The following is a 24,912-nucleotide window of genomic DNA, read 5'->3' as shown; positions in this document are numbered from 1 at the left end:
CTGATCCGCAGCAAATGTTGCACAATTAAATAATTAAAAATGATGCAAGACAACGGCCATCTCGCAAAATTCGATAATACGTTGATGCTCTTGGGCTTTGGCAGCGTGGGACAAGGACTGCTGCCACTACTGTTTAGACATTTTGATCTTTCGTTGGCAAGGGTACTCGTTGCGTCGGCAAGCGATGAAGGAAGCGAGCAGGCCAACGCAGCGGGGTGCGAGTTCATAAGCGCGCGCCTTGCGGCGGATAATTTCCAGCTTTTCCTGGCGCGCTACCTCAAACGCGGTGATGTGCTGCTGAACTTGGCCGTTAATGTGTCGAGCTTAGCCTTACTTCAGTGGTGTCAGCCTCGTGGCGTCCATTACCTGGATACCTGTATCGAACCCTGGCAGGGGCATCTACTCGATACCAACCTTCCACTGGCCGAACGAACAAACTATGTCTTGCGCGAAGCGGCTCTCGCCTTGAAGGAGCACGACGATTGGGGGTCGACGGCACTGCTTGCTCATGGCGCCAATCCCGGATTGTCTTTTCACTTCCTCAAGCACGCATTGCTGGATTTAGCCGCCATATGCGGCCTGCCGTTGGGCATGCCTGCGGCCTGGCCAAAAACGCGGGAACAGTGGGCATCACTGGCATATGAGCTTGACGTCCGGGTGATCCACGTCGCGGAGCGCGATAGTCAGGTGGATGTGCAACCCAAGCAGACTGATGAATTCGTCAACACGTGGTCCGTGGACGGGTTTCTTGCCGAGAGCTGTCAGCCGGCTGAAATTGGATGGGGCAGTCACGAAACGCTGCTCCCGCCCGGAGCGGGCGCGCACCTGCAAGGCTGCCGAAGTTCAATCTATTTGCAGAAGCGAGGTGCGGCAACCCGTATTCGCAGTTGGACTCCGGCCGACGGCGCTGGCAACGCTTTCCTGATAAGTTTGTTCGATGCGGTAGCGATGAGTGACTACCTGAGCATCCACTGCGATGGTCAGCTTATCTATAGGCCTACAGTCTGCTACGCTTACCGGCCGTGCGACGATACGGAGCAGTCACTCCTGGAGTTGGCTGCGCGCGACTGGCAACCGCAGGCTCGGCAGCGCTTGCTGAAAACTGGTCTCGTCAGCGGACAGGACGAATTGGGCGTCTTGTTGCTTAGCCCGCGTTTCGGCGGCTACTGGTATGGATCTCTGCTATCTCTGGAAGAGGCCCGCAGGCTAGCTCCAAACAACAGTGCTACTAGCCTTCAGGTCGCGGCGGGCGTGCTAGCGGGACTGCTATGGGTGCATAGTCATCCGCGCGCAGGTCTGGTCGACCCGGGGAATCTAGCACACGACTTTATTCTCAACATCGCAGGCCCATACTTAGGCAAGGTGGGCGGAGTAATGACTGACTGGACGCCTTGCGCGGACGGCAAAGGGGATCCCTACCAGTTCGACTGCTTCCTACTTTGACCTCTCAAAAACTACCTGCCGGCTCGTCAATCAGCGGTGCCGGCGACATGCTGGCTTTCGGCCACCGATCTCCAGGGCAATATGGGTTGCCGAGGCTCCGCCGGGCGTGTTGCGTAGTCGGGAGGTGAACGGCCGCTTTTCCCGCAGGTTGGGACATTCGCAGAAGCTCTCTGACGGGCAGCAACGGGTCGACAACAACCGAGCGCATCGGGTGGTAACCGGCCCATCTCCAGCCATTCGCTCGCGTGCGCCCGCACGTGCTCTATCGGCGCTTCCGCAGTAGCCAGCGGATGTTCACGCTCGGCGCGTCATCAGCCTTAATCAACAAATACCACAGGGGCAACAACTGCGGCGCAAAGGTTGAGCGCTGCCGGGAATTCCGATCTGAACCAGTTCTTCAAGCATTTGCTGATGGGTCTTCGACTGGCTCGACTGAGCAAAAACCGCCACAGCGACGGCCCCAACCACGGCGACCACGAAAGCTTCAACGAACGATTTCATGAGCCGTGGGAGCAAGGTGGCCGAAATGCATCGCCGCCGGCAGCCTCACCAAAACTGAGCCAGCTACAAACCACCTCAGTGGGCAAAGCAGATCTTGACTTCTCCCGATCGACCGCTCAAACCGACTCCCGCAGCACCAGCTGATGCTGCAGGATGCGCGACGCTGGGCGTTGGCCGTCGAGCAGCGCCAGCAGCATTTCGGCCGCCGCGGCGCCCAGCTCGACCATGGGCTGGGCCACGGTCGTCAGCCCCGGCTCGAAGATGCCAGCGATGGGCACGTCGTCGAAGCCCATTACCGCCACGTCGTGCGGCACCCGCCGGCCGGCTTTGCTAAAGCCCTTGATCGCGCCGATGGCCAACGTGTCCGACACGGCGAACACGGCGCTCGGCGGATCCACCACCGCCAGCAGCTTTGCCGCCGCCTGGCTTCCGGCGGCGTAACTATTGTCGCCAGTAACGCAGACAAGCTCGGGCGCAGGCGCGAGACCGGCGCGCAGTAGTGCTGCGTCATAGCCCTCGCGGCGCTGACGCGCATACAGGAAGCGCTCATCGCTGGTGATGAAGCCGATGCGCCGGTGGCCCTTGTTGATGAGGTACTGCACGGCATCCGTACCGGCCTGGCGGTGGTCGATGCTGACATAAGGCACGTCACTACCGGGCAAGAATTCCGAGCAATTGACCCATGGCTTGCCGTTCGCCGCCTCGCGCCGGGCTGCCGGGTCGGACATGGGCACGAGATTGATGACGCCGTCGCTCAGACTGCCGGCCAGCGTCGGCAGCGAGGCGTCCGCCGTGCCAGTCCAGGCTTCCAGGTCCGCCGGAAGCAGCGTGTAACCGGCCTGGCGACTGACCGCGCCGGCCCCGCGCACGATCTCGGCGTAGTAGGGGTTGGCGAAATCCGGCATGAGCATCAGCAGAATGCGACTCTGACCGGTACTCAGGCTGCGGCCGAACGGATTGGCCCGGTAGTTCAGTGCCCGTACGGCTGCCTCGACCCGCTCACGCGTGGCCGCCGTCACGGCCTTCGTCCCGTTGAGCACACGCGACACCGTGGCAATGGAAACGCCAGCCTCGCGGGCAACGGCTTCGATGGAGGGTTTGCTTCGCATTGGTTCGTTCAGGCAGCGGCGGGTCTGTCACCAGCAGGAAGGTAACAATTTTAGCATCACGGGAAAAGGCTTTCCCCCTCCATGCGTCATCGAACCTCAAAACTGAGCGGGGATTCAGACTCGGCTTGCGGGAATCCATGGTGTTGCTGCAAACCGCAGCGTTATGCAATCCGCTTATCCGAAGCTTCTCGCGTACTCCTGTTTGTGCCGATCCCTGCTGCATAGGGTAAAGCCCCTGTTCCAGGTAAACGGGAAAGCGCTTACCTTTTGGCTTGCGCCCAGCTCCGTAGGCCATCCGTGCCGCATCCACCTTGACTCTTTGGATTGACGACCATGAATCAAGCCTTGCCCATTTCCATCCAGATTTACAGCCTGCGCAATGCGGGCGAACTCGACCGGCAGTTCGACATTGCCGCCCAGGCCGGATTTCGCCAGGTGGAGCTGATCGGGTCCTTGCTCGAAAATGCGGCCGACACCCGCAACAAGCTTCAGGCGCGCGGCCTTAGCGCCTCCTCCAGCCACCTCAGCATGGCCATGCTGCGTGAGCGTTTGCACGAAGTGACCGCGGCGTGCGAGACCCTCGGTATCACCCAGTTGGTTATGCCCGCGGTGCCGCCCGCCGAGCGCGACAGTGACGCCGCATACTGGCGGGCGCTCGGCAACGAGTTGGGCAGCCTCGCCCATCGGCTAGCCGCTCAGGGCATCGCCCTCGCTTACCACAACCATGATTGGGAACTCAGCGCCAAGGAGAACGGCGCAACGGCGCTGGAACTGCTGTTCGAGTCCGCCGGGGCAAGGCCGCTCGGCTGGCAAGTGGATGTAGCCTGGCTCGTGCGCGGCGGCGCCGATCCTCTGCCATGGCTTCGTCGTTATACGGGCCGCGTGGTCTCGGCCCATGCGAAAGACCTCGCGCCCGCGGGTGAAAAACTGGACGAGGACGGCTGGGCCGACGTCGGTCACGGCGTCATGGATTGGCCCACGCTGGCCGCCGCCTGCCGCGAAGCGGGGGCGCGTTTCCTCGCCGCCGAGCACGACAATCCCAGCGACGGCGAACGTTTCGCCCGCAATGCCTTTGCCTATCTGCACCAGCTCGGAGCCTGATCCATGAAACCTGTCTTCGTCGGCATCATCGGTTGCGGCAACATCAGCGATGCCTATTTCACCGGCGCGGCGAATTCGGAATTCGTCCGCATCAAGGCCTGCGCCGACTTGCGTCCGGAGGCCGCCCGGGCCAAGGCCGCGCAGCACGGCGTTGCCGCGATGACGGTGGCTGCGCTGCTGGCCGACCCCGACATCGAAATCGTCATCAACCTTACGGTGCCGCACGCGCATGTGCCGGTAAGCCTGCAGATTCTGGAGGCGGGCAAGCACGTCTACCTCGAAAAGCCCCTGGGTACCGAGTTCGCGTCCGCACGCGCGATGCTGGCGCGAGCCGAGGCTTCGGGATTACGCGTGGGCTGCGCGCCGGACACCTTCTTCGGCGCGGCCCATCAGGCGTGCCGCGCGGCGCTCGATGCGGGCCGCATTGGGCGTGCCATTGGCGGGGCCGTGGCCGTGTTGTCCCGCGGCATGGAGTCCTGGCATCCCAATCCTGAGTTTTTTTTCAAGCCTGGCGGCGGCCCGATTCACGACATGGGCCCGTATTACGTGACGCAGTTGGTCAACCTGCTTGGGCCGGTGGCACGCGTGTCTGCTTGCGCCACCATCGGTTTTCCCCAGCGCATCATCTCCAGTGAGCCGCTGAGGGGCCAGGTCATCGAGGTCGAGGTGCCCACCACGGTCAACGGTATCCTGCATTTTGAGGGTGGGGCCAACGTGGTGATGAGCGCCTCCTGGGACGTGTGGGCCCATCAGCGTGCGCCTATCGAGATCTATGGCACGGAAGGTAGCCTGTTGGGCGTCGATCCCAATTTCTTTGGCGGGAGTCCGCGCGTGGCTGAACGTGATAGCGGCTTTAAGCCGCTCGACACACAGGTCCATGCTTTTGGCGTCGACAACTTCACGTTGAGGAGCGGTGCGCGGGTGGCCAATTACCGCGCTGTGGGCGTGCTGGACATGGCCATGGCGTTGCGCCGAGGTCGGCCGCATCGCGCGAGCGGCGAACTGGCGTTACACGTGCTGGAGGTGCTGGATGCCTTCGAACGCTCGTCGCGCGAGGGGCGGCACATCGATATGGAGACCGTCGTGCAGCGACCCGTCGTCGTCCCATTGGGTCGAGGCGAAGAGGTGTTTCTCGCCGACTGATTCACCTGACTTCCGCAGTGGTCAAGCCGGTTGCGACGTGATCCGACTGCGACCATCAGATCACGCCCCGGCTCATCCAGCTCGCGCGACTCACGTCGCCGCCGACTATCCACGACCGGGCACAGCCGCGCCGTCGCCGTTGCTGGCCGTCGCCGCGTCGCGCGTCTCGGGCATCGCCGCCCACACCAGCAGCACCGCGAGCGCACCGGCCGCCGCGAGGCCGAAGAAGCTCACCGTGTTGCCGAAACGATCGGCGACGAAGCCCGCCGCCGTCGTGCTCAACGTCGCGCCGATGCCGGCCGCGAGCCCGAACAGGCCGATACACAGGTTGTAGCGGCCCTTGTCGCCGGCGACGTCGGCGGCGATCAGCGGCAGCATCACGCCGAACACCGCGGCGCTCAAGCCGTCGAGCATCTGCACCGGCACGAGCAGATAGGGGCTGCTGATGCCCGCGAACAGCAGCGCGCGGATCGGCAACGCGGAGAAGCCGAGCAGCAGAATCGGCCGGCGGCCCCAGCGTTCGGCCGAGCGCCCGACCCACGGCGACATCATCGCGACGATCGCCTGCGGCACGATGATGCATGCCGCGATCACGAGCTGCACGTTGTCTCCCATGCCGGCCGTCACTTCGCCGGCGGCCAGGTTCAGCATCGCCGCGTTCGACAGATGGAACAGCACGATGCACGCGGCGAACAGCAGCATGCGCTTGTCGCGCAGCAGCTCGCGCAGGCTTTCGCGCCGCTCGAGCTGCTCGGGGGTGGGCGCCGCTTGCGGCAGCTCGATCGTGTCGGTGCGCTGGATCATCGCGAGCGCGATCAGCGCGGGAACCGCGAGGCCCGCGGTCAGGAAGAACACCGCGCGCGGCGAGTAGTACTCGCCGAACAGTCCCATCAGACCGGCCGCGACCGCGCTGCCGATCGACGCCCAGCGCGCATTGCGGCCGAGCCGGTCGCCGAGATTCGCGCGACCCACCAGCGCGAACGAGATCGCCGCGAGCGCCGGCGTCAGCATGCAGCTCGCGAAGCCGTGGAACACCTCGGCGGCGATCACCGGCAGCACGGTCGGGCTGATCGCGAGCAACATCGCGCTGAGGATGATCGCGCCGATCGCCCACGCGGCCGCCGCTTTCTTGTTACGCAACGCGTCGACCGCGGCGCCGCCGGGCACCTGGCTGACCATCGCGCTGATCGTGCCGACCGACAGCACCATGCCGATCTCGCCCTGGGTCCACTTGTGCGATGCGAGGTAGGACGCGATGAACGGCCCGAAGCCCGTCTGCACGTTGGCGACGAAGAAGTTGAGCCAATCGAGCGCGCGCAGACTTCGCGCCGTGACCATAGTACGGACCGTCATCGGACCGCCCGTGCGTTGGAAACCGCGACGGCCGACGACGCGGCCGGCGGCGCCGAGGCCGCGGGCGCGGCGCTGGCGGCAGGCTGCGCGGGCGGCGCCGGCGACACCGCGCGAATCGGCTTGTCGCTCGCGTAGGGCGGCGTCGCGTTGATCTGTGCGTCGCTCAGATCGATCTGCGGATGCAGTTCCTTGTCGCGCGTGACGAAGCGCAGCGCCGACCAGTTCGCGGCGATCGTGCGCCGGTCGGGGCTGACCATGCCGCCGACGTCGAGGACGATCGCCTGCGGCTGCGCGTTGCCGTCGATCAGCACGTCGACCACCCGGCCCACCTTGGCGCCGTTCGCGCGCTCGACGGTCGCATCGAGCAGCGGCAGTTCCAGCGGGTTCGATTTGTTCACGGTGCTCGGCACGGCCGTCGGGTTCAGCGTGATCGGCGCCCCCTTCGCGGTCGGCGTGAAGTGGAACGCGCCCCACGGGAAGTTCACCTTGCGATCGCCGACGCCGAGGAAGCCCTGCAGATTGACGACCATCTCGCGCGGCTTGCCGGCTGCGTCGGCGATCATGTCGACCGCGCGGCCGACCACCTTGCCGTCGGGCTTCTGCACCTGGCTGTCGAGCAGCGCGCGCGCGTCGCTGCGCTCGATCGTGCGCAGCACGATCAGCGGCGGCGGCGGCGGGGGCGGCGGCGGAGCCGGCACGACAACGGGCGGCGGCGGTTCGACCTTGTGCGGCTTCACGACCGGCTTCTTCGGTTTCTTCGGCTCCTCGGGCCCCTCGTTCGCCTCGCTCTCGACCGGCTCGGACGCGGACGCGGCGACCGGCGCGCTTGCCGGCTCGACCGGCATCACCGTCGCATCGACGATCGGCGCCTGCTGCGTACCCCACAGCAGGCTGCTGCAGCCGGACAGCGCGGCGAACGCGAACAGCGCGGCCACGGTGCACAGCCAGCGGAACAGTCGAAGCACATCGAGCGAATCAGGCGAATCGAGCGGGCGAAGCGATCCAAGCGGTCCAAACGGGACAATCGGCAGGCGCCCGGCGGGGCGCGGAAAACCGCCAGTCATCAGGAAAAACTCCACGGGCAGGTGCGGACGGGCGCGATGAGCCGCCGCGGTTGGATGGGATACGGCCCAGAGTTTAACCTGCGCTGCCGCGCGGGCAGCCTTTCGCCGGTTGCGTTGCAGGCGGTTTCGCCGATGCTCTGGCGGGATAGCCCTGCACGCCGCGTGCCTGGAACGCGATCGCCGGGGTGGGTTCGGCGCGTTTCGCGGCTGCCCGTATGCCGTAGGTGTATACGCGCGCAGCGCTCGCGCGAGCGACCGTCGCGCAAAAGATATAAGTCGCGCGACATGTCCGGCATGCCATTCATGCGATTGGACACATAGTTCGCTTCACCTACATTTCGACTCAGAAAAGCGTTACCCACACCAATCAATCCACGAGACGAACCTGATGACGGCCGCTTTAGCGGCCGTTTCAGCGCGCTGATAAAGGAGGCACTCATCATGATGGAACCCCAGGCCCTCGCGAATTCCGACGTCGCGAGCGAATCCTTCGACACCGAATCATTCCGCGGTAAGGGCTTTCTCGACCGCTACTTCGACATTTCCGCGCGCGGCAGCACGCAGCGCCAGGAGATCGTCGCGGGCATCACGACCTTCCTCGCGATGGTCTATTCCGTGTTCGTCGTGCCCGGCATGTTCGGCAAGGCAGGCTTCGATACCAGCGCGGTGTTCGTCGCCGTGTGTCTGACCACGGCGTTCGGCTCGCTGCTGATGGGCGTGTGGGCGCGTCTGCCGATCGCGATCGGCTGCGCGATCTCGCTCACCGCGTTCACCGCGTTCGGCCTCGTGCTCGGCAAGGGCCTGCATCCGACCGTTGCGCTCGGCGCGGTGTTCCTGATGGGCGTCGTGTTCACGACGATTTCGGTGACCGGCGTGCGCTCGTGGATTTTGCGCAACCTGCCTGTCGGCATCGCGCACGGCACCGGGATCGGCATCGGCCTGTTCCTGCTGCTGATCGCCGCGAACGACGTCGGGCTCGTGGTCAAGAATCCGGGCGCGGGGCTGCCGGTGTCGCTCGGCAATATTGCGGCGTTGCCGGCGCTGATGTCGGTCGCCGGACTCGCCGCGATCGTCGGGCTCGTGCGGCGGCGCGTGCCGGGCTCGATCCTGATCGTGATCGTCGCGATCTCGGCGATCGGGCTCGCGATCGATCCGGCCGTGGCGTTTCACGGCATCTTCGCGGTGCCGTCGTTGAGCGCGCCGGGGCATGCGTCGCTGATCGGCGCGATGGACGTGAAGGGCGCGCTGTCGATGGCGGTGCTGCCGAGCGTGCTCGCGCTCGTGATGACCGCCGTGTTCGACGCGACCGGCACGATCCGCGCGGTCGCGGGCCAGGCGGGGCAGCTCGACGAAAACGGCCGCATCATCAACGGCGGCCGCGCGCTGAGCGCCGATTCGCTGAGCTCGATCTTCTCGGGCCTGCTCGGCGGCGCGCCGGCGGCCGCGTATATCGAGTCGACGGTCGGCGTCGCGGCGGGCGCGAAGACGGGGATGGCGGCGGCGGTCGTCGGTCTGCTGTTTCTCGTCGTGATGTTCTTCTCGCCGCTCGCCGCGCTGGTGCCTTCGTATGCGACCGCGCCCGCGCTGATGTACGTGGGGCTGCTGATGCTGTCGAACGTCAGCAAGCTGCATATGGACGACATGGTCGACGCGATGGCGGGGCTCGTGTGCGCGGTGTTCATCGTGCTGACCGCGAACATCGTGACCGGCATCATGCTCGGCTTCGCGACGCTCGTGATCGGACGCGTCGTCAGCGGCGAGTATCGCAAGCTCAATGTCGGGACCGTGGCGATCGCAGTCGTGCTGGTCGGGTTTTATGTCGGCGGCTGGGCGATCTGAGTTTCGTTGCGGCTCCTTGACTTTCGCGTCAGCGTCTCTAAACCTTAACCTTGAGGTCAAGCCCTGCATCCGCAGGAAAGGAGACGCAGATGGAACCGCAACATCGCATCGGCAGCCGGGAAGAGTGGCTCGCCGCGAGCCGCGCGCTGCTCGCCGACGAAAAAGCGCATATGCGCGCCGGCGACGAACTCGCGCGCAAGCGCCGCGAATTGCCGTGGGTCAAGGTCGACAAGGTTTATACGTTCGATACGCCGGAAGGCCGCAAGACGCTCGCGGAGCTGTTCGACGGCCGCAGCCAGCTGATCGTTTATCACTTCATGCTGGGCCCGGACTGGGAAGAGGGGTGCGTCGGCTGCTCGTTTCTGTCGGACCATATGAGCGGCATTCTCACGCATCTGGTCCATCACGACGTCAGCTATGTGACGGTATCGCACGCGCCGCTCGAGAAGATCGACGCGTTCAAACGGCGCATGGGGTGGACCTTTCCGTGGGTGTCGTCGAGCGGCAGCGATTTCAATTTCGACTACCACGTGTCGTTCACGCCGGAGCAACTGGCGAGTAAAAAGGCGTTCTACAACTTCACCGAGCAGGACGTCGGCATCGACGAACAGCACGGCCACAGCGTGTTCTACAAGGACGCAAACGGCGACGTGTATCACACGTACTCATGCTACGCACGCGGCGACGAGCGCTTCGTGAACACCTACGCGCTTCTGGACATCGCGCCGAAAGGTCGCAACGAGAACAGTAATCTGACCGACTGGGTCAGGCATCACGACCGCTACGACGACCACGCGCGCGCGGCTTGCCCGGCGTGCGGATCGTACACGGTGTGAAGCGGTGAAGCGGTGAAGTGATGAAGCGGGTCGACGAAGGGGGCGAGGGGCGCGCGCCGCGCTAGCTGGCGCGGCGCCTCTGTGCTGCACGAGCGCTGCATCAGCTCGCTACAGCGCCATCTCGAAGGCGGGTCTGAGGAACATTTCCATCGCCATCACGATGAGGCTCATCGCCGCGGCCGCGAGCGTCAGCACGCCGTATTCGTCGTAGCGCGTGTCGTACAGACACGCGACGACGAACAGTATCGCCATCAGGTTAGTCAGCCAGTCGAAGTTCAGCGCGAAGCTCATCGGTCGAATCGGGGCGTGTGTGCGACGGTGGAATCGCACCGTCAGGTGCCCGCGATTTTATCGAAAGGAGCTTACGGATTCGCAACGACCGCGCTTACACAGCTTACGTTGCGCGGCGCGCAAAGCCGCGTCAAACGGTGCTTTGCGGCCCCATCATGTCGCGTTCGATCCATTCGATCACCGACCTGCGCCGCGGTTGCCAGCCGAGCAGTTTGCGCGCGCGTTCGCCGCGCACGCGGCTGTTCGAGCCAAGACCGTACGAGGCCATTTCGTAGCCCCATTCCTGTTTCGCGTCTTCGAGCGGCCAGTCCTGCGGCGCGCCGAGCTTCATCGCGCGTGCGATCGCGGCGCTCATGTCGCGGAACGACGCTTCGCCGCTTTCGACGAAATAGAACGTGCCGGCAGGGGTTTTATCGAGTGCGAGGCGATACAGCTCGGCGACGTCGTCGATATGCACGTTCGACCAGACGTTGCCGCCGCCGCCCACATGACGCACGACGCCGCTTTTCTGCGCCTGGCGCACGAGTCGCGGCAACTGCACGCTCGCGCTGCCGGCCACCGCGCCGTGACCGTAAATCAGCGTGTTGCACAGCACGGCCGAGCGCACGTTGCGTTGCGCGGCGTCGAGCACCAGTTGATCGATCGCGACGCGCGCGGCCTTGTCGGCGGTCGGGGTGGGCAGCGCGTCTTCGTGATAGATGCGTGCTTCACCCGCTTCGCCGCCCGACGCATCGCCGACGATGCTCGACCCGCTCGTGTGCAGGAATACCTTGCCCGAACCGGCGAGTCCGTCGATCAGCGCGCGTACCGCGCCTTCGTGATCGCTGCTCGCGGCGTTGATCACCGCGTCGGCCGCTTGCGCTTCGGCGATCAGCAACGCTCGGTCGTCGAGCGTGCCGGGCACGGGCTCGATGCCGAGCCGCTGCAACTCGCCGCTGTGTTCGGGTTTGCGAATCAGCCCGCGCACCTGATGGCCGGCGCGCGCCAGATGCGCCGCGATCGAGCCGCCGATAAAACCGCTTGCGCCAGTAACGAAAATCTTCAAGACGTTCTCCTGAGGGAAATGCCAAGACCGCAATCTCTTGCATGGGATCGGAGTAAGCGCTAAAGCGCCAACTCCGATCGACAGGCACGTAGTATCGCTCGCGCGGATTCTCGCAAAAAGCGTGTTAGTCTCAAATCAATCTTGATCTGAAATCAACAATGAAAACCTCCACCGACGAATTGCTGGTGTTTGTCACCGTGATCGACAGCGGCTCGATTACCGCCGCGGCCGAGAAGCTGGGGCAGACCGTCTCCGGCGTGAGCCGCGCGCTCACGCGCCTCGAGCAGAAGCTCGACACCGCGCTCGTGCGGCGCACGACGCGGCGTCTGCATCTGACCGAGGAAGGCGACGCGTTCCTGCGGCGCGCCCGCGCGATCCTCGACGCGCTCGAAGAGGCCGAGGAGTCGGTCGCGCGCGGGCGGCAACGGCCGTCGGGGCGCTTGCGCGTCGATGCGGCGTCGCCGTTCATGCTGCATTGCGTGGCGCCGCATATGACCGCGTTTTCGGCGCTGTATCCGGAGATCCGGCTCGAATTGACCAGCAACGAGCGGATCGTCGATCTGCTCGAACAGAAGGTCGACATCGCGATTCGCATCGGCGCGCTGCAGGATTCGACGCTGCATGCGCGCGCGCTCGGCGAGAGCAGGCTGCGCGTGCTCGCGAGCCCGGCGTATCTGGCCGAGCACGGTGAGCCGACCACGCTCGACGCGCTGCACGCGCATCGGCTGATCGGCTTTACGGCGCCGGAGCATTTGAATCGCTGGCCGTTGCGCGAAGGGGGCAGGGGAACGAAGCGCGCCAAGGGGCAGCGGGACGAAGCCGCGCTGCTGAAGATCGAACCGTCGATCACCGCGTCGAGCGGCGAAACCTTGCGGCAACTGGCGCTGTCCGGCTGGGGCGTAGCCTGTCTGGCCGACTTCATGACCGCCGGCGACGTGCGCGAAAACCGCCTCGTGCCGATTCTCGGCAACCTGCTCGTCGATGAACGGCAGCCGGTGCATGCGGTGTACTACCAGAGCGCATCGCTCGCGGGGCGCGTGCAGTGCTTTCTGGATTTCATCGCGGCGCGGGTCAAGCTCTGATCCGCGTCGCAGAGCCTTCTGTCCTATAACCCAGATATCGGCGGAGCCGGCGTGTCCGCCTTCCCGCCAGCGAGAGCGCGCCAATTTTGGCCAGATGGCGATCCGCGCCGCGAAGGTGTATATACAACTGTGGGCTAAATCACGGCGGCCACGCCGACCCATGCGTCCAGGACACGCCGCCGACGACCTGCCGCCAAACCCACGCGCTCCCGCCGAGCCACGTGCCAAATAATGGAAATCCCCAGGCACGAAATCTCGAAAAACAAGTTGTATATACAAGGCCCGCCGGCTAGACTTATTTGAACTTGTATAGACAGGACGACAACCATGATTCTGAAGCCCGGCTACCTGACCCTCCCGCAACTGCGCCAGATCGCGCGTGAGCAGTTCACCCTGCAACTCGATCCCGCGAGCCATGCCGCCATCGACGCGTGCGCGCAGGCCGTCGCCGACATCACCGCCAGGGGCGAGCCGGCTTATGGCATCAATACCGGCTTCGGCCGCCTCGCCAGCACGCACATTCCGCGCGATCAGCTCGAACTGCTGCAACGCAATCTGGTGCTGTCGCACGCGGTCGGCGTCGGCGAGCCGATGTCGCGCCCGGTCGTGCGTCTGTTGATCGCGCTGAAGCTGTCGAGCCTCGGCCGCGGCCACTCGGGCATCCGCCGCGAAGTGATGGAGGCGCTGATCGCGCTGTTCAACGCCGACGTGCTGCCGGTGATCCCGGTCAAGGGCTCGGTCGGCGCATCGGGCGACCTCGCGCCGCTCGCGCATATGTCGGCGACCCTGCTCGGCGTCGGCGAAGTGTTCGCGAAGGGCGAGCGCATGCCGGCCACCGAAGGCCTCGCGCTCGTCGGTCTGAAGCCGCTGACGCTGCAGGCGAAGGAGGGTCTCGCGCTGCTGAACGGCACCCAGGCTTCGACCGCGCTCGCGCTGTACAACATGTTCGCGATCGAAGACCTGTACCGCACGGCGCTCGTCGCCGGCGCGCTGTCGGTGGATGCGGCGATGGGCTCGGTCAAGCCGTTCGATGCGCGCATCCACGAACTGCGCGGCCATCGAGGCCAGATCGACGCGGCCGCGGCTTATCGCTCGCTGCTGCAAGGCTCGGCGATCAACGTGTCGCACGCCGATTGCGACAAGGTGCAGGACCCGTACAGCCTGCGCTGCCAGCCGCAGGTGATGGGCGCGTGTCTGGACCAGATGCGTCAGGCCGCCGAAACGCTGCTGAAGGAAGCGAACGCGGTCTCCGACAATCCGCTGATTTTCCCGGACACCGGCGAAGTGCTGTCGGGCGGCAACTTCCACGCCGAGCCGGTCGCGTTCGCGGCCGACAACCTGGCGCTCGCCGTGGCGGAAATCGGCGCGCTCGCCGAACGCCGCATCGCGCTGCTGATCGACGCGACGCTGTCGGGCCTGCCGCCGTTCCTCGTCAAGGATGGCGGCGTGAACTCCGGCTTCATGATCGCGCACGTGACGGCCGCCGCGCTCGCATCGGAAAACAAGACGCTCGCGCATCCGGCTTCGGTCGATTCGCTGCCTACGTCCGCGAACCAGGAAGACCACGTGTCGATGGCGACGTTCGCCGCGCGCAAGCTCGGCGATATCGCCGACAACACCGCGAACATCCTGTCGATCGAACTGCTCGCTGCCGCCCAGGGTGTCGATCTGCGCGCGCCGCACAAGACCAGCCCGAGCCTGCAGAAGGTGATGGACCTCGTGCGCAAGGACGTCGCGCACTACGAGCTCGATCACTACTTCGCGCCGGACATCGCGGCGGTCACGAAGCTCGTGCAGGCCGGCGCGGTCGCGAAGCTGAGCCCGTTCTCGTTCGCGTCGGAACAATGAGTCGTCGAGAGCGCGGATCACACCGATGAACGCACCCGCTTATCAGGGCATCAAGGACTTCATCCTCGCGCGCATTCATGCGGGCGAGTGGGCCGAAGGCGACCAGGTGCCCTCCGAAAACGAGCTTGCGCGCGAATTCAGCGTCGCGCGCATGACGGTCAACCGCGCGTTGCGCGAGTTGACCTCGGAGCAGGTGCTGACACGTGTACAAGGCTCGGGCACTTTCGTCGCCCGTCCCAAGTACGAGTCGACCCTGGTGGCGATCCGCAGCATCTCCGATGAAATCGTTGCGCGCGGTCATCGCTATCAGGCGAGGGTGCTGAACATCGGCGCCAGCATCGCCGATGCGGCGCTCGCCGAAGAGATGCAGGTGAGCGCGGGCAGCCCCGTGTTTCATTCGCGCCTGCTGCATTTCGAAAACGAGGAGCCGGTGCAGCTCGAGGAACGCTGGGTCAATCCGGCCGTCGCACCCGAATACGCGCTGCAGGACTTCACGAACACCACGCCCAACCAGTACCTCGTGCGCGTCGCGCCGCTGCAGCGCGTCGAGTACCGCATCGAGGCGCTCGCCGCCGACGAGATCACGCGCGAGCTGTTGAACATGAGTGAACGCGAGCCGTGTCTCGTGCTGCACCGGCGCACGTGGTCGCAAGGCGAGGTCGCCTCGATCGCGAATCTGTGGCATCCGGGCACCCGTTACCGCTTCACTGGGCATTTCTGAATTCGCTTTTTCGTCTTCGCCGAATCTTTATCGAACCTCTTCACGCATTATTGGGGACACCATGAACAATCCGAAACACGTCGATCCGCGTCTCGATCCGACTCGCACGATCCGCGCACCGCACGGCGCGGAAAAGACCTGCAAGACCTGGATCGCGGAAGCCGCGTACCGGATGATCCAGAATAATCTGGACCCCGAAGTCGCCGAGCACCCGCACGCGCTCGTCGTGTACGGCGGCATTGGCCGCGCCGCGCGCAACTGGGATTGCTTCGATCAGATCCTCGCGTCGCTGAAGGACCTGAACGAAGACGAAACGCTGCTGATTCAGTCGGGCAAGCCGGTCGGCGTGTTCCGCACCCATGCGGACGCGCCGCGCGTGCTGCTCGCGAACTCGAACCTCGTGCCGCACTGGGCGACGTGGGAACACTTTCACGAACTCGACCGCAAGGGCCTGATGATGTACGGCCAGATGACCGCCGGCAGCTGGATCTACATCGGCAGCCAGGGCATCGTCCAGGGCACCTACGAGACCTTCTTCGCGGTCGCGAACCAGCACTTCAACGGTGACCCGAAGGGCCGCTGGATTCTGACCGGCGGTCTCGGCGGCATGGGCGGCGCGCAGCCGCTCGCGGCGACGATGGCGGGCTTCTCGATGATCGCGGTCGAATGCGACGAGACGCGCATCGACTTCCGTCTGAAGACGCGCTACGTCGACAAGAAGGCGAAGACGCTCGACGAGGCGCTCGCGATGCTCGACGAAGCGAAGCGCGCCGGCAAGCCGATCTCGGTTGGCCTGCTCGGCAATGCCGCCGACGTGTTCGCCGAGTGCGTCGCGCGCGGCATCACGCCGGACTGCGTGACCGACCAGACGAGCGCGCACGATCCGATTCACGGCTACCTGCCGCAGGGCTGGACGGTCGGAGACTGGCGCGAGCGCATGAAGACCGCGCCGGAAAGCATCGTCACGCCGGCCAGGCAGTCGATGGCCACGCAGGTGCAGGCGATGCTGACGCTGCAGGAACGCGGCGCGGCAACGCTCGACTACGGCAACAACATTCGCCAGATGGCGCTCGAAATGGGCGTGGAAAACGCGTTCGACTTTCCGGGCTTCGTGCCGGCGTATATCCGGCCGCTGTTCTGCGAAGGCAAGGGCCCGTTCCGCTGGGTCGCGCTGTCGGGCGATCCCGAGGACATCTACAAGACCGATGCGAAGGTGAAGGAACTGATCCCCGACGATCCGCATCTGCACAACTGGCTCGACATGGCGCGCGAGCGCATCGCGTTCCAGGGTCTGCCGGCGCGGATCTGCTGGGTCGGCGTGAAGGATCGCTATCGTCTCGGCCAGGCGTTCAACGAAATGGTCAGGAACGGCGAGCTGAAGGCGCCGATCGTGATCGGCCGCGATCACCTCGATACCGGTTCGGTCGCGAGCCCGAACCGCGAAACCGAATCGATGAAGGACGGCTCGGACGCGGTCAGCGACTGGCCGTTGCTGAACGCGCTGCTGAACACGGCGGGCGGTGCGTCGTGGGTGTCGTTGCATCACGGCGGCGGCGTCGGCATGGGCTTCTCGCAGCACGCGGGCGTCGTGATCGTCGCGGACGGCACGCAAGCCGCGCACCAGCGCCTCGGCCGCGTGCTGTTGAACGATCCGGCCACCGGCGTGATGCGTCACGCGGATGCGGGCTATGAACTCGCGCAGCAGACGGCGCGCGAGGCCGGTCTCAATCTGCCGATGCTGGGCCGCTGATCGTGACCATGGCCAACCACGCGGGCGGCATGGCAGGCGTCACGCTGATTCGCGGCGCCGATCTCGTGGCGGCGCCGTGGAAAAACGGCGGCGGGTTCACGCGTGAGATCGCGGCGTTTCCGTCGCACGGCGGCGGGCAGCGCGCGGCGAGCGCCGACTTCGTGTGGCGCGTGAGCGTCGCCGAGGTTGCGCAGGCGGGACCGTTCTCGCGCTTCGACGGCGTCGACCGGACGCTGGTGTTGCTGTCTGGCGCGGGCATGCTGCTCGATGAGCTGGGCGACGCGGGCGTCGCCTCGACGCATGTGTTGCGGCAGCCGCTCGACATCGCGCGCTTCGATGGCGCGACGCGCATCGACGCGCGGCTCGTCGACGGGGCAACGCGCGACTTCAACCTGATGGTGCGGCGCGACGTGGCGCAGGGCGAGTTGGACGTGTGGCGCACTGGCACGCAGCAGGATGCGCCGCGCGTGCTCGACGGCGACGTGGCGCTGCTGTTTTGCGCGGGCGGCGCGGTCACGGTCGGACTGGCGGCGGACCACGCGCAAGCCGTGCGGCTCGACACCGGCGACACGCTACGCGTCGATGGGCCGAACGCGCTCACTTGCACGCTGACGGGCGACGGCACGGTGCTCGCGATCACGATCCGCTACACGCGATGACGAATCAACCGTGATAGGGCCTCACATGCGCTCCATCACGGACAACCCATCCACAGACACGCAACGAGCGGCAAAGAGCACGCGATGAAGCAAACCGTCTGGCATCACCTGAATTTGTGCCCGCAGGGCGATCCTCGCCACACGCTCGCCGATGCCGCGATTGCGGTCGACGGCGGCCGTATCGCGTGGCTCGGCGCTTTCGCCGATTTACCCACGCCCTATGCCGCATGGCCGCGCGAAGATCTGCGCGGCGCATGGGTGACGCCGGGCCTGATCGATTGCCATACGCACCTCGTGTACGGCGGCCAGCGCGCCGACGAATTCGCGCAGCGGCTCGCGGGCGTCAGCTACGAAGCAATCGCGCGACAGGGCGGCGGCATCGTGTCGACGGTGCGCGCGACGCGCGCCGCGGACGAAGCGTCGCTGTTCACGCAAGCGGCCGCGCGGCTCGAACCGCTGCTCGCCGAAGGCGTGACGGCGATCGAAATCAAATCGGGCTACGGCCTCGATCTCGCGAGCGAGCGCAAGATGCTGCGCGTCGCGCGTCAGCTCGGCGAGCGCTATCCGGTCACGGTCTATACGACGTTTCTCGGCGCGCACGCGTTGCCGCCCGAATTCGCGGGCCGAGCGGACGCGTATATCGACGAAGTCTGCAACACGATGCTGCCCGCGCTCGCGGACGAAGGCCTCGTCGATGCGGTCGACGTGTTCTGCGAGCGCATCGGTTTTTCGCTGGAACAGAGCGAGCGCGTGTTCAACGCGGCCGCGCGCTACGAGCTGCCGGTCAAGATGCACGCCGAGCAGTTGTCGAACGGCGGCGGCACCGCGCTCGCGGCACGGCATCGCGCGCTGTCGGCGGATCACCTGGAGTTTCTCGACGAAGCCGGCGTCGCCGCGATGAAGGAAGCGGGCACCGTCGCGGTGCTGCTGCCGGGCGCGTACTACTTCATCCGCGAGACCCAGTTGCCGCCGCTCGAACTGCTGCGGCGCTACGAGGTGCCGATCGCGATCTCGACCGACAGCAACCCGGGCACCTCACCGGCGACTTCGTTGCTGCTGATGATGAACATGGCGAGCACGCTGTTTCGCATGACCGTGCCCGAGGTGCTGCAAGGCGTCACCACGCAGGCTGCGCGCGCGCTCGGCAAGAGCGATCGGCACGGTGCGCTGCAGGTCGGTCGCGCGGCCGACTTCGCGGTGTGGTCGGTCGATTCGCTGGCGGAGCTCGCTTACTGGATTGGCCGGCCGCTCTGCGCGCGCGTCGTGCGCGCGGGCGAAACCGTCTATACGCGGCGCGAGTCGCGTGTGACCTGAACTAGAACCTGAGAGATGACGCAATCCAATCAATCGCTGTTCGCCGCTGACGCGTATCTGCCTGAGGGCTGGCGCCGCAACGTGCTGCTCGAATGGGACGCTCACGGCACGCTGAGCGCGGTCGCGACGGATCGACCCGAGGCGCCGGCGGGTGTGCCGAAGGCGGCGGGCCCGCTGATGCCAGGCATGCCGAATCTTCACTCGCACGCGTTTCAGCGCGCGATGGCGGGACTCACCGAATATCGCGCCAACGCGACGGATAACTTCTGGTCGTGGCGCGACCTGATGTATCGCTTTGCCGCGCGCATCACGCCGGAAGGCCTCGCGAGCGTCGCGCAGTGGCTCTACATCGAGATGCTGAAGGCGGGCTATACGTCGGTGTGCGAGTTCCACTACGTGCACCACGCGCAGGACGGCCAGCGCTACGCGAATCAGGCCGAGCTTGCGCAACGCGTGGTGGACGCGGCATCGGCGAGCGGGATCGGCATCACGATGCTGCCGGTGCTGTATCAGTACAGCGGCTTCGGCGCGCGCGCGCCGCGCGACGATCAGCGGCGCTTCATCAATACGCCTGAGAGCCTGCTCGATCTGCTCGGCACGCTACGCGCCGCGCGCCCCGAACATGCGGCGCTGCGTTACGGCGTGGCGCCGCATTCGCTGCGCGCGGTATCGGAGGCGTCGCTGCGCACGTTGCTCGGCGGCATCGACGCAACCGTGCCTGTCCACATCCATATCGCCGAACAGACCGCCGAGGTCGACGCCTGCCTCGAAACCGAAGGCACACGGCCGGTGCAATGGCTGCTCGATCGTTTCGATGTGGACAGCCGCTGGTGTCTCGTGCACGCGACCCACGTCGATGCGAACGAAACGCTCGCGCTCGCGAAGAGCGGCGCGGTCGCGGGTTTGTGTCTGACCACCGAGGCCAATCTCGGCGACGGCATTTTTCCCGCGCAAGACTATCTCGACGCGCACGGCCGCATCGGCGTCGGCTCGGATAGCCATGTCGGCGTCGATTGGCGCGCCGAGTTGCGTCTGCTCGAATACGGCCAGCGTCTGACGCGCCGGCAGCGCAACGTGCTGGCGTCGGCGCAAGCTCCGCATGTCGCGGATCGTCTGTACGCGGCCGCGCTCGGCGGCGGCGCGCGTGCGACCGGCCGCGCGGTCGGCGCGTTGCAGCCGGGCCATCGCGCGGACTGGCTCGTGCTCGACGCCGACCATACGAGCATCGCCGGGCATGAGCGCGAGGCGTGGCTGTCAGGCGTCGTATTCTGCGAGCACGGCGATACGCCGATCCGCGACGTCTACGCGGGCGGCGTCAAGGTCGTCGACGATCGCCGGCATCGCGACGAAGAGGGCGCCTATGCGCGCTATCGCGCGGCGCTCGCGGAACTGCTCAAATAACGGCCATGACCCGCCGAACTGATTCTCCGATCCCACTGATTCCGGACTGACATGACTGCTTCGAACCTCACGCCGGTTTTCTCGCTGCATCAGGGAAGCCTGCCGCTGCTGATCTCGATCCCGCATCTGGGCACGCAAATCCCCGCCGACATCGCCGTGACGATGACACCGGTCGCGCAACGCACCGACGATTGCGACTGGCATCTCGATCGCCTGTATGCATTCGCGAAGCGCCTCGGCGCGTCGATCCTGACGCCGACCTACGCGCGCTACGTGGTCGACCTGAATCGTCCGCCCGACGGCGCGAACCTGTACCCGGGGCAGGACACTACGGGTCTGCTGCCGGTCGATACGTTCGACAGGGAGCCGCTCTATCGCGACGGCCATCTGCCCGACGACGCCGAAATCGCGCGCCGTCGCGACGCTTACTGGAAGCCGTATCACGACGCGCTGACCGGCGAACTCGCGGCGCTGAAGGTGAAGCACGGCAAGGTGCTGCTGTGGGAGGCGCATTCGATCCGCTCGCGGGTGCCGCGTTTTTTCGACGGACGTCTGCCGGATTTCAACTTCGGCACGTCGAACGGTGCGAGCGCCGCGCCGGGCCTGGCTGACGAACTGGCCGCGCTGGTCGGGCGTCACGGCGGCTACACGGCGATCGCGAATGGCCGCTTCAAGGGCGGCTATATCACGCGGCAATACGGGCAGCCCGAGCAGGGCGTGCATGCGGTGCAACTCGAGCTGTCGCAGATCACCTACATGGAAGAGCGCCTGCCTTATGCATACGATGAAGACCTCGCCGCGAAGGTCGCGCCGCTGCTCGAAGCGCTGGTAACGACGGCTCTCGCTCGCGTGAAATCCGCCTGAAGCTTGTATTCCTTTCTCACCACGCGGATCACGATTGCTGCAGGAACGCGCGGCATCGCGGTCCGCGTCGGCCTGCATCGGTCAGCGTATCGCGAAGGTGTAACAGCATGTGTCCGTGATTGCGTGCCGGCGCGTTCATATGGAATGGTTTGAGCGTCGAGCGCGCACAGCGTATCGTGCGCCGGCTGTTTCAAGACGCGGCGCGCCATGAAAAAAAGCCCCGCGAAAACGGGGCTTTTTGATGTGCACCGCGTCCATCGGACACGGTTTCACCGCCATTAGTGGCAGCGCTTTTCCCAATGATGATGCACGTGCACCTTATGGCACTCGTGGTGATGCTCATCGGCCTGAGCGGGGACGATCGCGCTCAGCGTGGCAACGGCTGCGGCGATGGCGAGAACGATTTTCTTCATTACAAAACCCTTAAGTCAGTGTTGTGGAGCAAGCCATGCGGCACGACGCGTGCCGCATCGGCGTGTAAGCATGCCACATCAAGCGGCCGCGGATAGGACCGGCGCGCGAATACGTGTGTCAATGCAACATGCGATGTGTCGTCAGCCCTGTTTTAACGCGCTTTGCGCTGAATTGGCCGGTGCGTACCGTGTCAAATGTGTACCTTCGACATCTGGGCCCCACCGCACGCAAAGCGGCATAGCGGCATTGCACGCGACACCGTGAGACGACGACCCTTTCAAAACGATGACATGCGCGACGCGGTCATCGATTCATCAGGCGAAAAGATGGAAGACCCAGCGATGGAAGATTCCGACGAATTGCTGCTGCCAGTCTGGCGCGCGAACCTGGTGTTGCTGACCAGCGAGGTCGGCGCCGCGAGCCGGCTCGCGCGCATGATGACGTTTTCCGCGAGCTACCTGAAGCTGATGCTGTCCGGGCAACGCGAATTCAGCGAGGAATTCGTGCGCGGCGTCGAGGCCGTCACCGGTTTGCCGGGCGGCTGGATGAACGTGCCGCACACCGGTCACGAGATTCCGGCGAATGCGCGCGAGGCGATCGACAACGAGCAGCCGCTCGCGCGCTTTCGGGGCACCGCGCATCCGGTGCGCAAGAAGACGGTGTTGCGGCCCGAGCCGATTTTTGGGCAGCCGCCGCCCGCGCGACGCCTCGAGGAAGAAACGCTCGATGTCGAAGCGCACCGCCGTCACGCGCATTTTCGCAAGGTGCGCGATCTCGCGACGCAGGAAGTGCGGCGCTTCGAGCGGCATCTGCTGCACGCGCCGGTGGAGCTCGCATCGATGCGCGCGAAGGTCGAGGACGTAATGGCCGCGGCCGAACTCGATGACCGCATTCAAGCCGACCTGGAGGGCCGGCTTGAACAGATCGACAAGCACCGGCACATGCTGCTGCGGCACGTGGAAAAACTGCAGGCGCTGCTGAGCCAGCTCGACGACGGCGAGTGAAGACGATCGACGCCGGCCGCTGCGTCGCGGGTGCGCCGGTGACTTCAATGCCGCTCGAGCTCGACGCGGCAACGCCGACCCCGGCCCGAAACACACGGGTCGGCGATGTGCTACAACGACGACACGAACCTGTCCGAGGTGGATCTTGGGGAACGTCGTCGTCACGTTGGCGCACACGTCGATCGCGATGATCGGGCTCGCGTGCCGCGTGCGCGGCGTGCGCGCCGCGGCGTTGCTTGCCGCGCTATCCGCCGCGAGCGGCATCGTCTTGCCCCTTTGCGTGGCAGCCGGCGAAATCGCCACCTCCACCAACGAACGTGCCCCTGCGACGATCGAGCGCGACGTCCATTTGTTCGTGATCCAGAAGGACGGTTCCATCGAGGAACACGACGACACGCTGATGCGCGCGGACACGGCCAGCGGCGTCGACGAGATCGCGCAACGCTATGTGTGGTTCAACAAGGACATCGAGCAGGTGCAACTGCTGGCCGCCGAAACGATCGACCCCGACGGCACCGCGCATGCGGTCGGTCCCGAGGCGATCCGCGACGTGCAGGAGCCGCGCTCGTCCGGCGCGCCGAGCTTCGAGGACGGTGTGTTGCGCACCGTGATCTTCCCCGGCGTCACGATCGGCTCGCGCGTGCACCTGGAATTTCGCAAGACCCGCGCGAAGCCGCTGCAAGCGGGCACCTTCGCCTATCTGGTCGAGCCGTCGCTCGAGCCCGTCGACGAGCAGCGTCTGATCTTCGATCTTCCCGTCGACGTGCCGCTCTATGCGGATGCGCGCGGCTACGTCGCGATGCCGCCCGTCACCGCGAACGGCCGCACGCGCTACGAGTTCGACTACCGGCACGGCCCCTATGCGCGGCTCGAAGCGGGCGCGGTCGGCTACGCGAACTGGGGCGACCGGCTGATGGTGTCGACGGTGCCGGACTTCGCGAGCTTCGCCGCGCGCTATCGCGGTCCCGCCGAGAACGACGCGACCCGCGACGATCCCGCGATCATCGGTCTCGCACAGCAACTGACGGCCGGCCTTACCGATCCTCGCGACAAAGCCCGCGCGCTGTACGACTGGATGCGTCTGAACATCCGCTACGTCGCGCTTTTTCTCGGCGAGACGGCGGCGATTCCGCACAAGGCGGCCGACATCCTGCGCAACCGCTATGGCGACTGCAAGGACCACGTCGCGCTATACGGCGCGCTGCTCGCGGCCGTCGGCATTCGCAGCGAGCCGGTGCTGCTCAATCTCGGTCCGTACTACACGTTGCCCGAGGTCCCCGGCTACGGCGCGAGCGCGATCAATCACGCGATCATCTGGATTCCCGAGCTGGCGCAATTCGCGGATACGACGGCGGGCGGCACCGCGTTCGGCTATCTGCCTGGCGGCGTCATGGACCGGCCGGTGCTGCTCGTCGACGACGGCGTGCTCGCGCGCACGCCGGCCACTCAACGGCGCGAACGCAAGGCGCGCGTGCAGATCGACATCGACGAAAACGGCACCGCACATTATGCGTACCGCGTCGAGGATCAGGGCTATACCGCGGAGCTCGAACGCAACACGTTCCGCCGCGCGACGCGCCAGGGCGCGCAGCAGCTTGCCGCCAGGCGTCTGCTGCAAACGGGCTTGCACGGCTCCGCGCAATTGCAGACCGACGACGTCGCCGTGACCGGCGGTCCGTTCGCGACGACGATGCAGGGCAGCGTGCCGCATCTGATCTGGCCGGACGGCACGACCGCCGTGCGGGCGCTCACGAGCCTCGCCGGCGGCATGGGCTCGCAGGTCGAGGCGTGGCTCGCGGAGCCCGTCAGAACGCAGCCGTGGGCGTGCATCGGCGGGGAGTTCGATGAAACGCTGGAAATGAGCTTGCCGCGCTTCGTGCGCGTGACCGACCTGCCGACCGACAGCACGGTCGAGGACCCGTTGCTCACGTTTGCGTCGCACTACGTCTTCGATCCGGCGACGCGCACGTTGCAGCTCAACCGGCATCTGCGCGCCGCGTTCGGCCATCAGATGTGTACGCCAAACGAATTCGCGGCGATTCGCGACGACCTCGTGCGCATCGAGCGCGATCTCGATGCCGAGGTGGTCGTCCGGGCGGCGAGCGCGCGGCGGTAGCGCGCCCCGCGCCG

General features: G+C 65.7%; 22 protein-coding genes. 16 read left to right on the top strand and 6 right to left on the bottom strand.

Translation table 11 applies throughout. From position 1 onward, the window contains the following. Positions 1-39: 39 nt before the first annotated feature. Together HDG32_RS19940 and HDG32_RS19935 are read left to right on the top strand one after the other, a co-directional pair. The gene (locus HDG32_RS19940; protein WP_184070059.1) at positions 40-1,443 is read left to right on the top strand and encodes a saccharopine dehydrogenase NADP-binding domain-containing protein; all 1,404 of its coding nucleotides are present in this window, start codon (positions 40-42) and stop codon (positions 1,441-1,443) included. 360 nt (positions 1,444-1,803) lie between these two features. Continuing rightward, on the top strand, positions 1,804-2,088 hold the full coding sequence (locus tag HDG32_RS19935) for a hypothetical protein (RefSeq protein WP_184070057.1): 285 nt from the start codon (positions 1,804-1,806) through the stop codon (positions 2,086-2,088). On the opposite strand, the gene HDG32_RS19930 is transcribed toward HDG32_RS19935, so the two are convergent. Continuing rightward, positions 2,061-3,053: a LacI family DNA-binding transcriptional regulator gene (locus HDG32_RS19930; RefSeq protein WP_184009354.1), complete on the bottom strand. Its 993-nt coding sequence runs from the start codon at positions 3,051-3,053 to the stop codon at positions 2,061-2,063. The genes HDG32_RS19935 and HDG32_RS19930 overlap by 28 nt on opposite strands. A gap of 333 nt (positions 3,054-3,386) precedes the next feature. Between HDG32_RS19930 and HDG32_RS19925 the strand changes: the two genes are divergently transcribed. Continuing rightward, entirely contained in the window at positions 3,387-4,154 is a 768-nt protein-coding gene (locus HDG32_RS19925) for a sugar phosphate isomerase/epimerase (RefSeq protein ID WP_184070055.1), read from the top strand. A gap of 3 nt (positions 4,155-4,157) precedes the next feature. After that, positions 4,158-5,297 (top strand): Gfo/Idh/MocA family protein, encoded by a 1,140-nt coding sequence (locus tag HDG32_RS19920; protein WP_184070053.1) that lies wholly within the window; start codon positions 4,158-4,160, stop codon positions 5,295-5,297. A 105-nt stretch (positions 5,298-5,402) separates the two neighbouring features. On the opposite strand, the gene HDG32_RS19915 is transcribed toward HDG32_RS19920, so the two are convergent. Further along, positions 5,403-6,650, bottom strand: a complete 1,248-nt coding sequence (locus HDG32_RS19915) for an MFS transporter (RefSeq protein WP_184070051.1) — start codon at positions 6,648-6,650, stop codon at positions 5,403-5,405. Further along, positions 6,647-7,714, bottom strand: a complete 1,068-nt coding sequence (locus tag HDG32_RS19910; RefSeq protein ID WP_184070049.1) for a PRC-barrel domain-containing protein — start codon at positions 7,712-7,714, stop codon at positions 6,647-6,649. The genes HDG32_RS19915 and HDG32_RS19910 overlap by 4 nt, the downstream gene beginning before the upstream one ends. A gap of 444 nt (positions 7,715-8,158) precedes the next feature. Here HDG32_RS19910 and HDG32_RS19905 point away from each other — a divergent pair, with 444 nt between their 5' ends. Together HDG32_RS19905 and HDG32_RS19900 are read left to right on the top strand one after the other, a co-directional pair. Next, entirely contained in the window at positions 8,159-9,553 is a 1,395-nt protein-coding gene (locus HDG32_RS19905) for an NCS2 family permease (RefSeq protein WP_409340045.1), read from the top strand. An 89-nt stretch (positions 9,554-9,642) separates the two neighbouring features. Continuing rightward, complete coding sequence (locus HDG32_RS19900) at positions 9,643-10,389, top strand: thioredoxin family protein (protein ID WP_018418562.1); 747 nt, start codon at positions 9,643-9,645, stop codon at positions 10,387-10,389. Positions 10,390-10,497: 108 nt separating this feature from the next. Here the strand turns inward: HDG32_RS19900 and HDG32_RS19895 are convergent, their stop codons facing one another. Together HDG32_RS19895 and HDG32_RS19890 are read right to left on the bottom strand one after the other, a co-directional pair. Beyond that, positions 10,498-10,680 (bottom strand): hypothetical protein, encoded by a 183-nt coding sequence (locus HDG32_RS19895; protein ID WP_018418561.1) that lies wholly within the window; start codon positions 10,678-10,680, stop codon positions 10,498-10,500. Between the two features lie 130 nt (positions 10,681-10,810). Further along, the gene (locus HDG32_RS19890) at positions 10,811-11,725 is read right to left on the bottom strand and encodes an NAD-dependent epimerase/dehydratase family protein (RefSeq protein ID WP_184070045.1); all 915 of its coding nucleotides are present in this window, start codon (positions 11,723-11,725) and stop codon (positions 10,811-10,813) included. A 158-nt stretch (positions 11,726-11,883) separates the two neighbouring features. Between HDG32_RS19890 and HDG32_RS19885 the strand changes: the two genes are divergently transcribed. The 8 genes from HDG32_RS19885 to hutG all read left to right on the top strand — a co-directional run bounded on the left by HDG32_RS19885 (position 11,884) and on the right by hutG (position 21,364). Further along, positions 11,884-12,807, top strand: a complete 924-nt coding sequence (locus HDG32_RS19885) for a LysR family transcriptional regulator (RefSeq protein WP_090803954.1) — start codon at positions 11,884-11,886, stop codon at positions 12,805-12,807. Between the two features lie 327 nt (positions 12,808-13,134). Further along, positions 13,135-14,655, top strand: coding sequence for a histidine ammonia-lyase (gene hutH / locus HDG32_RS19880; protein WP_184070043.1), 1,521 nt, complete (start codon positions 13,135-13,137; stop codon positions 14,653-14,655). A 25-nt stretch (positions 14,656-14,680) separates the two neighbouring features. Further along, the gene (hutC, locus tag HDG32_RS19875; protein ID WP_090803957.1) at positions 14,681-15,376 is read left to right on the top strand and encodes a histidine utilization repressor; all 696 of its coding nucleotides are present in this window, start codon (positions 14,681-14,683) and stop codon (positions 15,374-15,376) included. A 61-nt stretch (positions 15,377-15,437) separates the two neighbouring features. After that, positions 15,438-17,126: a urocanate hydratase gene (hutU, locus tag HDG32_RS19870; RefSeq protein ID WP_184070041.1), complete on the top strand. Its 1,689-nt coding sequence runs from the start codon at positions 15,438-15,440 to the stop codon at positions 17,124-17,126. A gap of 8 nt (positions 17,127-17,134) precedes the next feature. Further along, positions 17,135-17,785, top strand: coding sequence for a HutD family protein (locus tag HDG32_RS19865; protein WP_184070039.1), 651 nt, complete (start codon positions 17,135-17,137; stop codon positions 17,783-17,785). Positions 17,786-17,869: 84 nt separating this feature from the next. Continuing rightward, on the top strand, positions 17,870-19,099 hold the full coding sequence (hutI, locus tag HDG32_RS19860; RefSeq protein ID WP_184070037.1) for an imidazolonepropionase: 1,230 nt from the start codon (positions 17,870-17,872) through the stop codon (positions 19,097-19,099). Positions 19,100-19,114: 15 nt separating this feature from the next. After that, positions 19,115-20,500: a formimidoylglutamate deiminase gene (locus tag HDG32_RS19855; protein WP_184070035.1), complete on the top strand. Its 1,386-nt coding sequence runs from the start codon at positions 19,115-19,117 to the stop codon at positions 20,498-20,500. A gap of 51 nt (positions 20,501-20,551) precedes the next feature. Then, on the top strand, positions 20,552-21,364 hold the full coding sequence (gene hutG, locus HDG32_RS19850) for an N-formylglutamate deformylase (protein ID WP_184070033.1): 813 nt from the start codon (positions 20,552-20,554) through the stop codon (positions 21,362-21,364). 278 nt (positions 21,365-21,642) lie between these two features. Here the strand turns inward: hutG and HDG32_RS36500 are convergent, their stop codons facing one another. Beyond that, on the bottom strand, positions 21,643-21,777 hold the full coding sequence (locus HDG32_RS36500) for a hypothetical protein (RefSeq protein WP_260336532.1): 135 nt from the start codon (positions 21,775-21,777) through the stop codon (positions 21,643-21,645). A 342-nt stretch (positions 21,778-22,119) separates the two neighbouring features. On the opposite strand from HDG32_RS36500, the gene HDG32_RS19845 reads away from it, so the two are divergent. Then, entirely contained in the window at positions 22,120-22,782 is a 663-nt protein-coding gene (locus HDG32_RS19845) for a hypothetical protein (RefSeq protein WP_184032871.1), read from the top strand. Between the two features lie 145 nt (positions 22,783-22,927). Then, positions 22,928-24,898: a DUF3857 and transglutaminase domain-containing protein gene (locus HDG32_RS19840; RefSeq protein ID WP_184070031.1), complete on the top strand. Its 1,971-nt coding sequence runs from the start codon at positions 22,928-22,930 to the stop codon at positions 24,896-24,898. Positions 24,899-24,912: the final 14 nt, after the last annotated feature.

The organism is Paraburkholderia sp. CI2 (assembly GCF_014201055.1).
Lineage (GTDB): Bacteria > Pseudomonadota > Gammaproteobacteria > Burkholderiales > Burkholderiaceae > Paraburkholderia > Paraburkholderia tuberum.
This window is presented reverse-complemented; position numbering and strand designations above follow the sequence as displayed.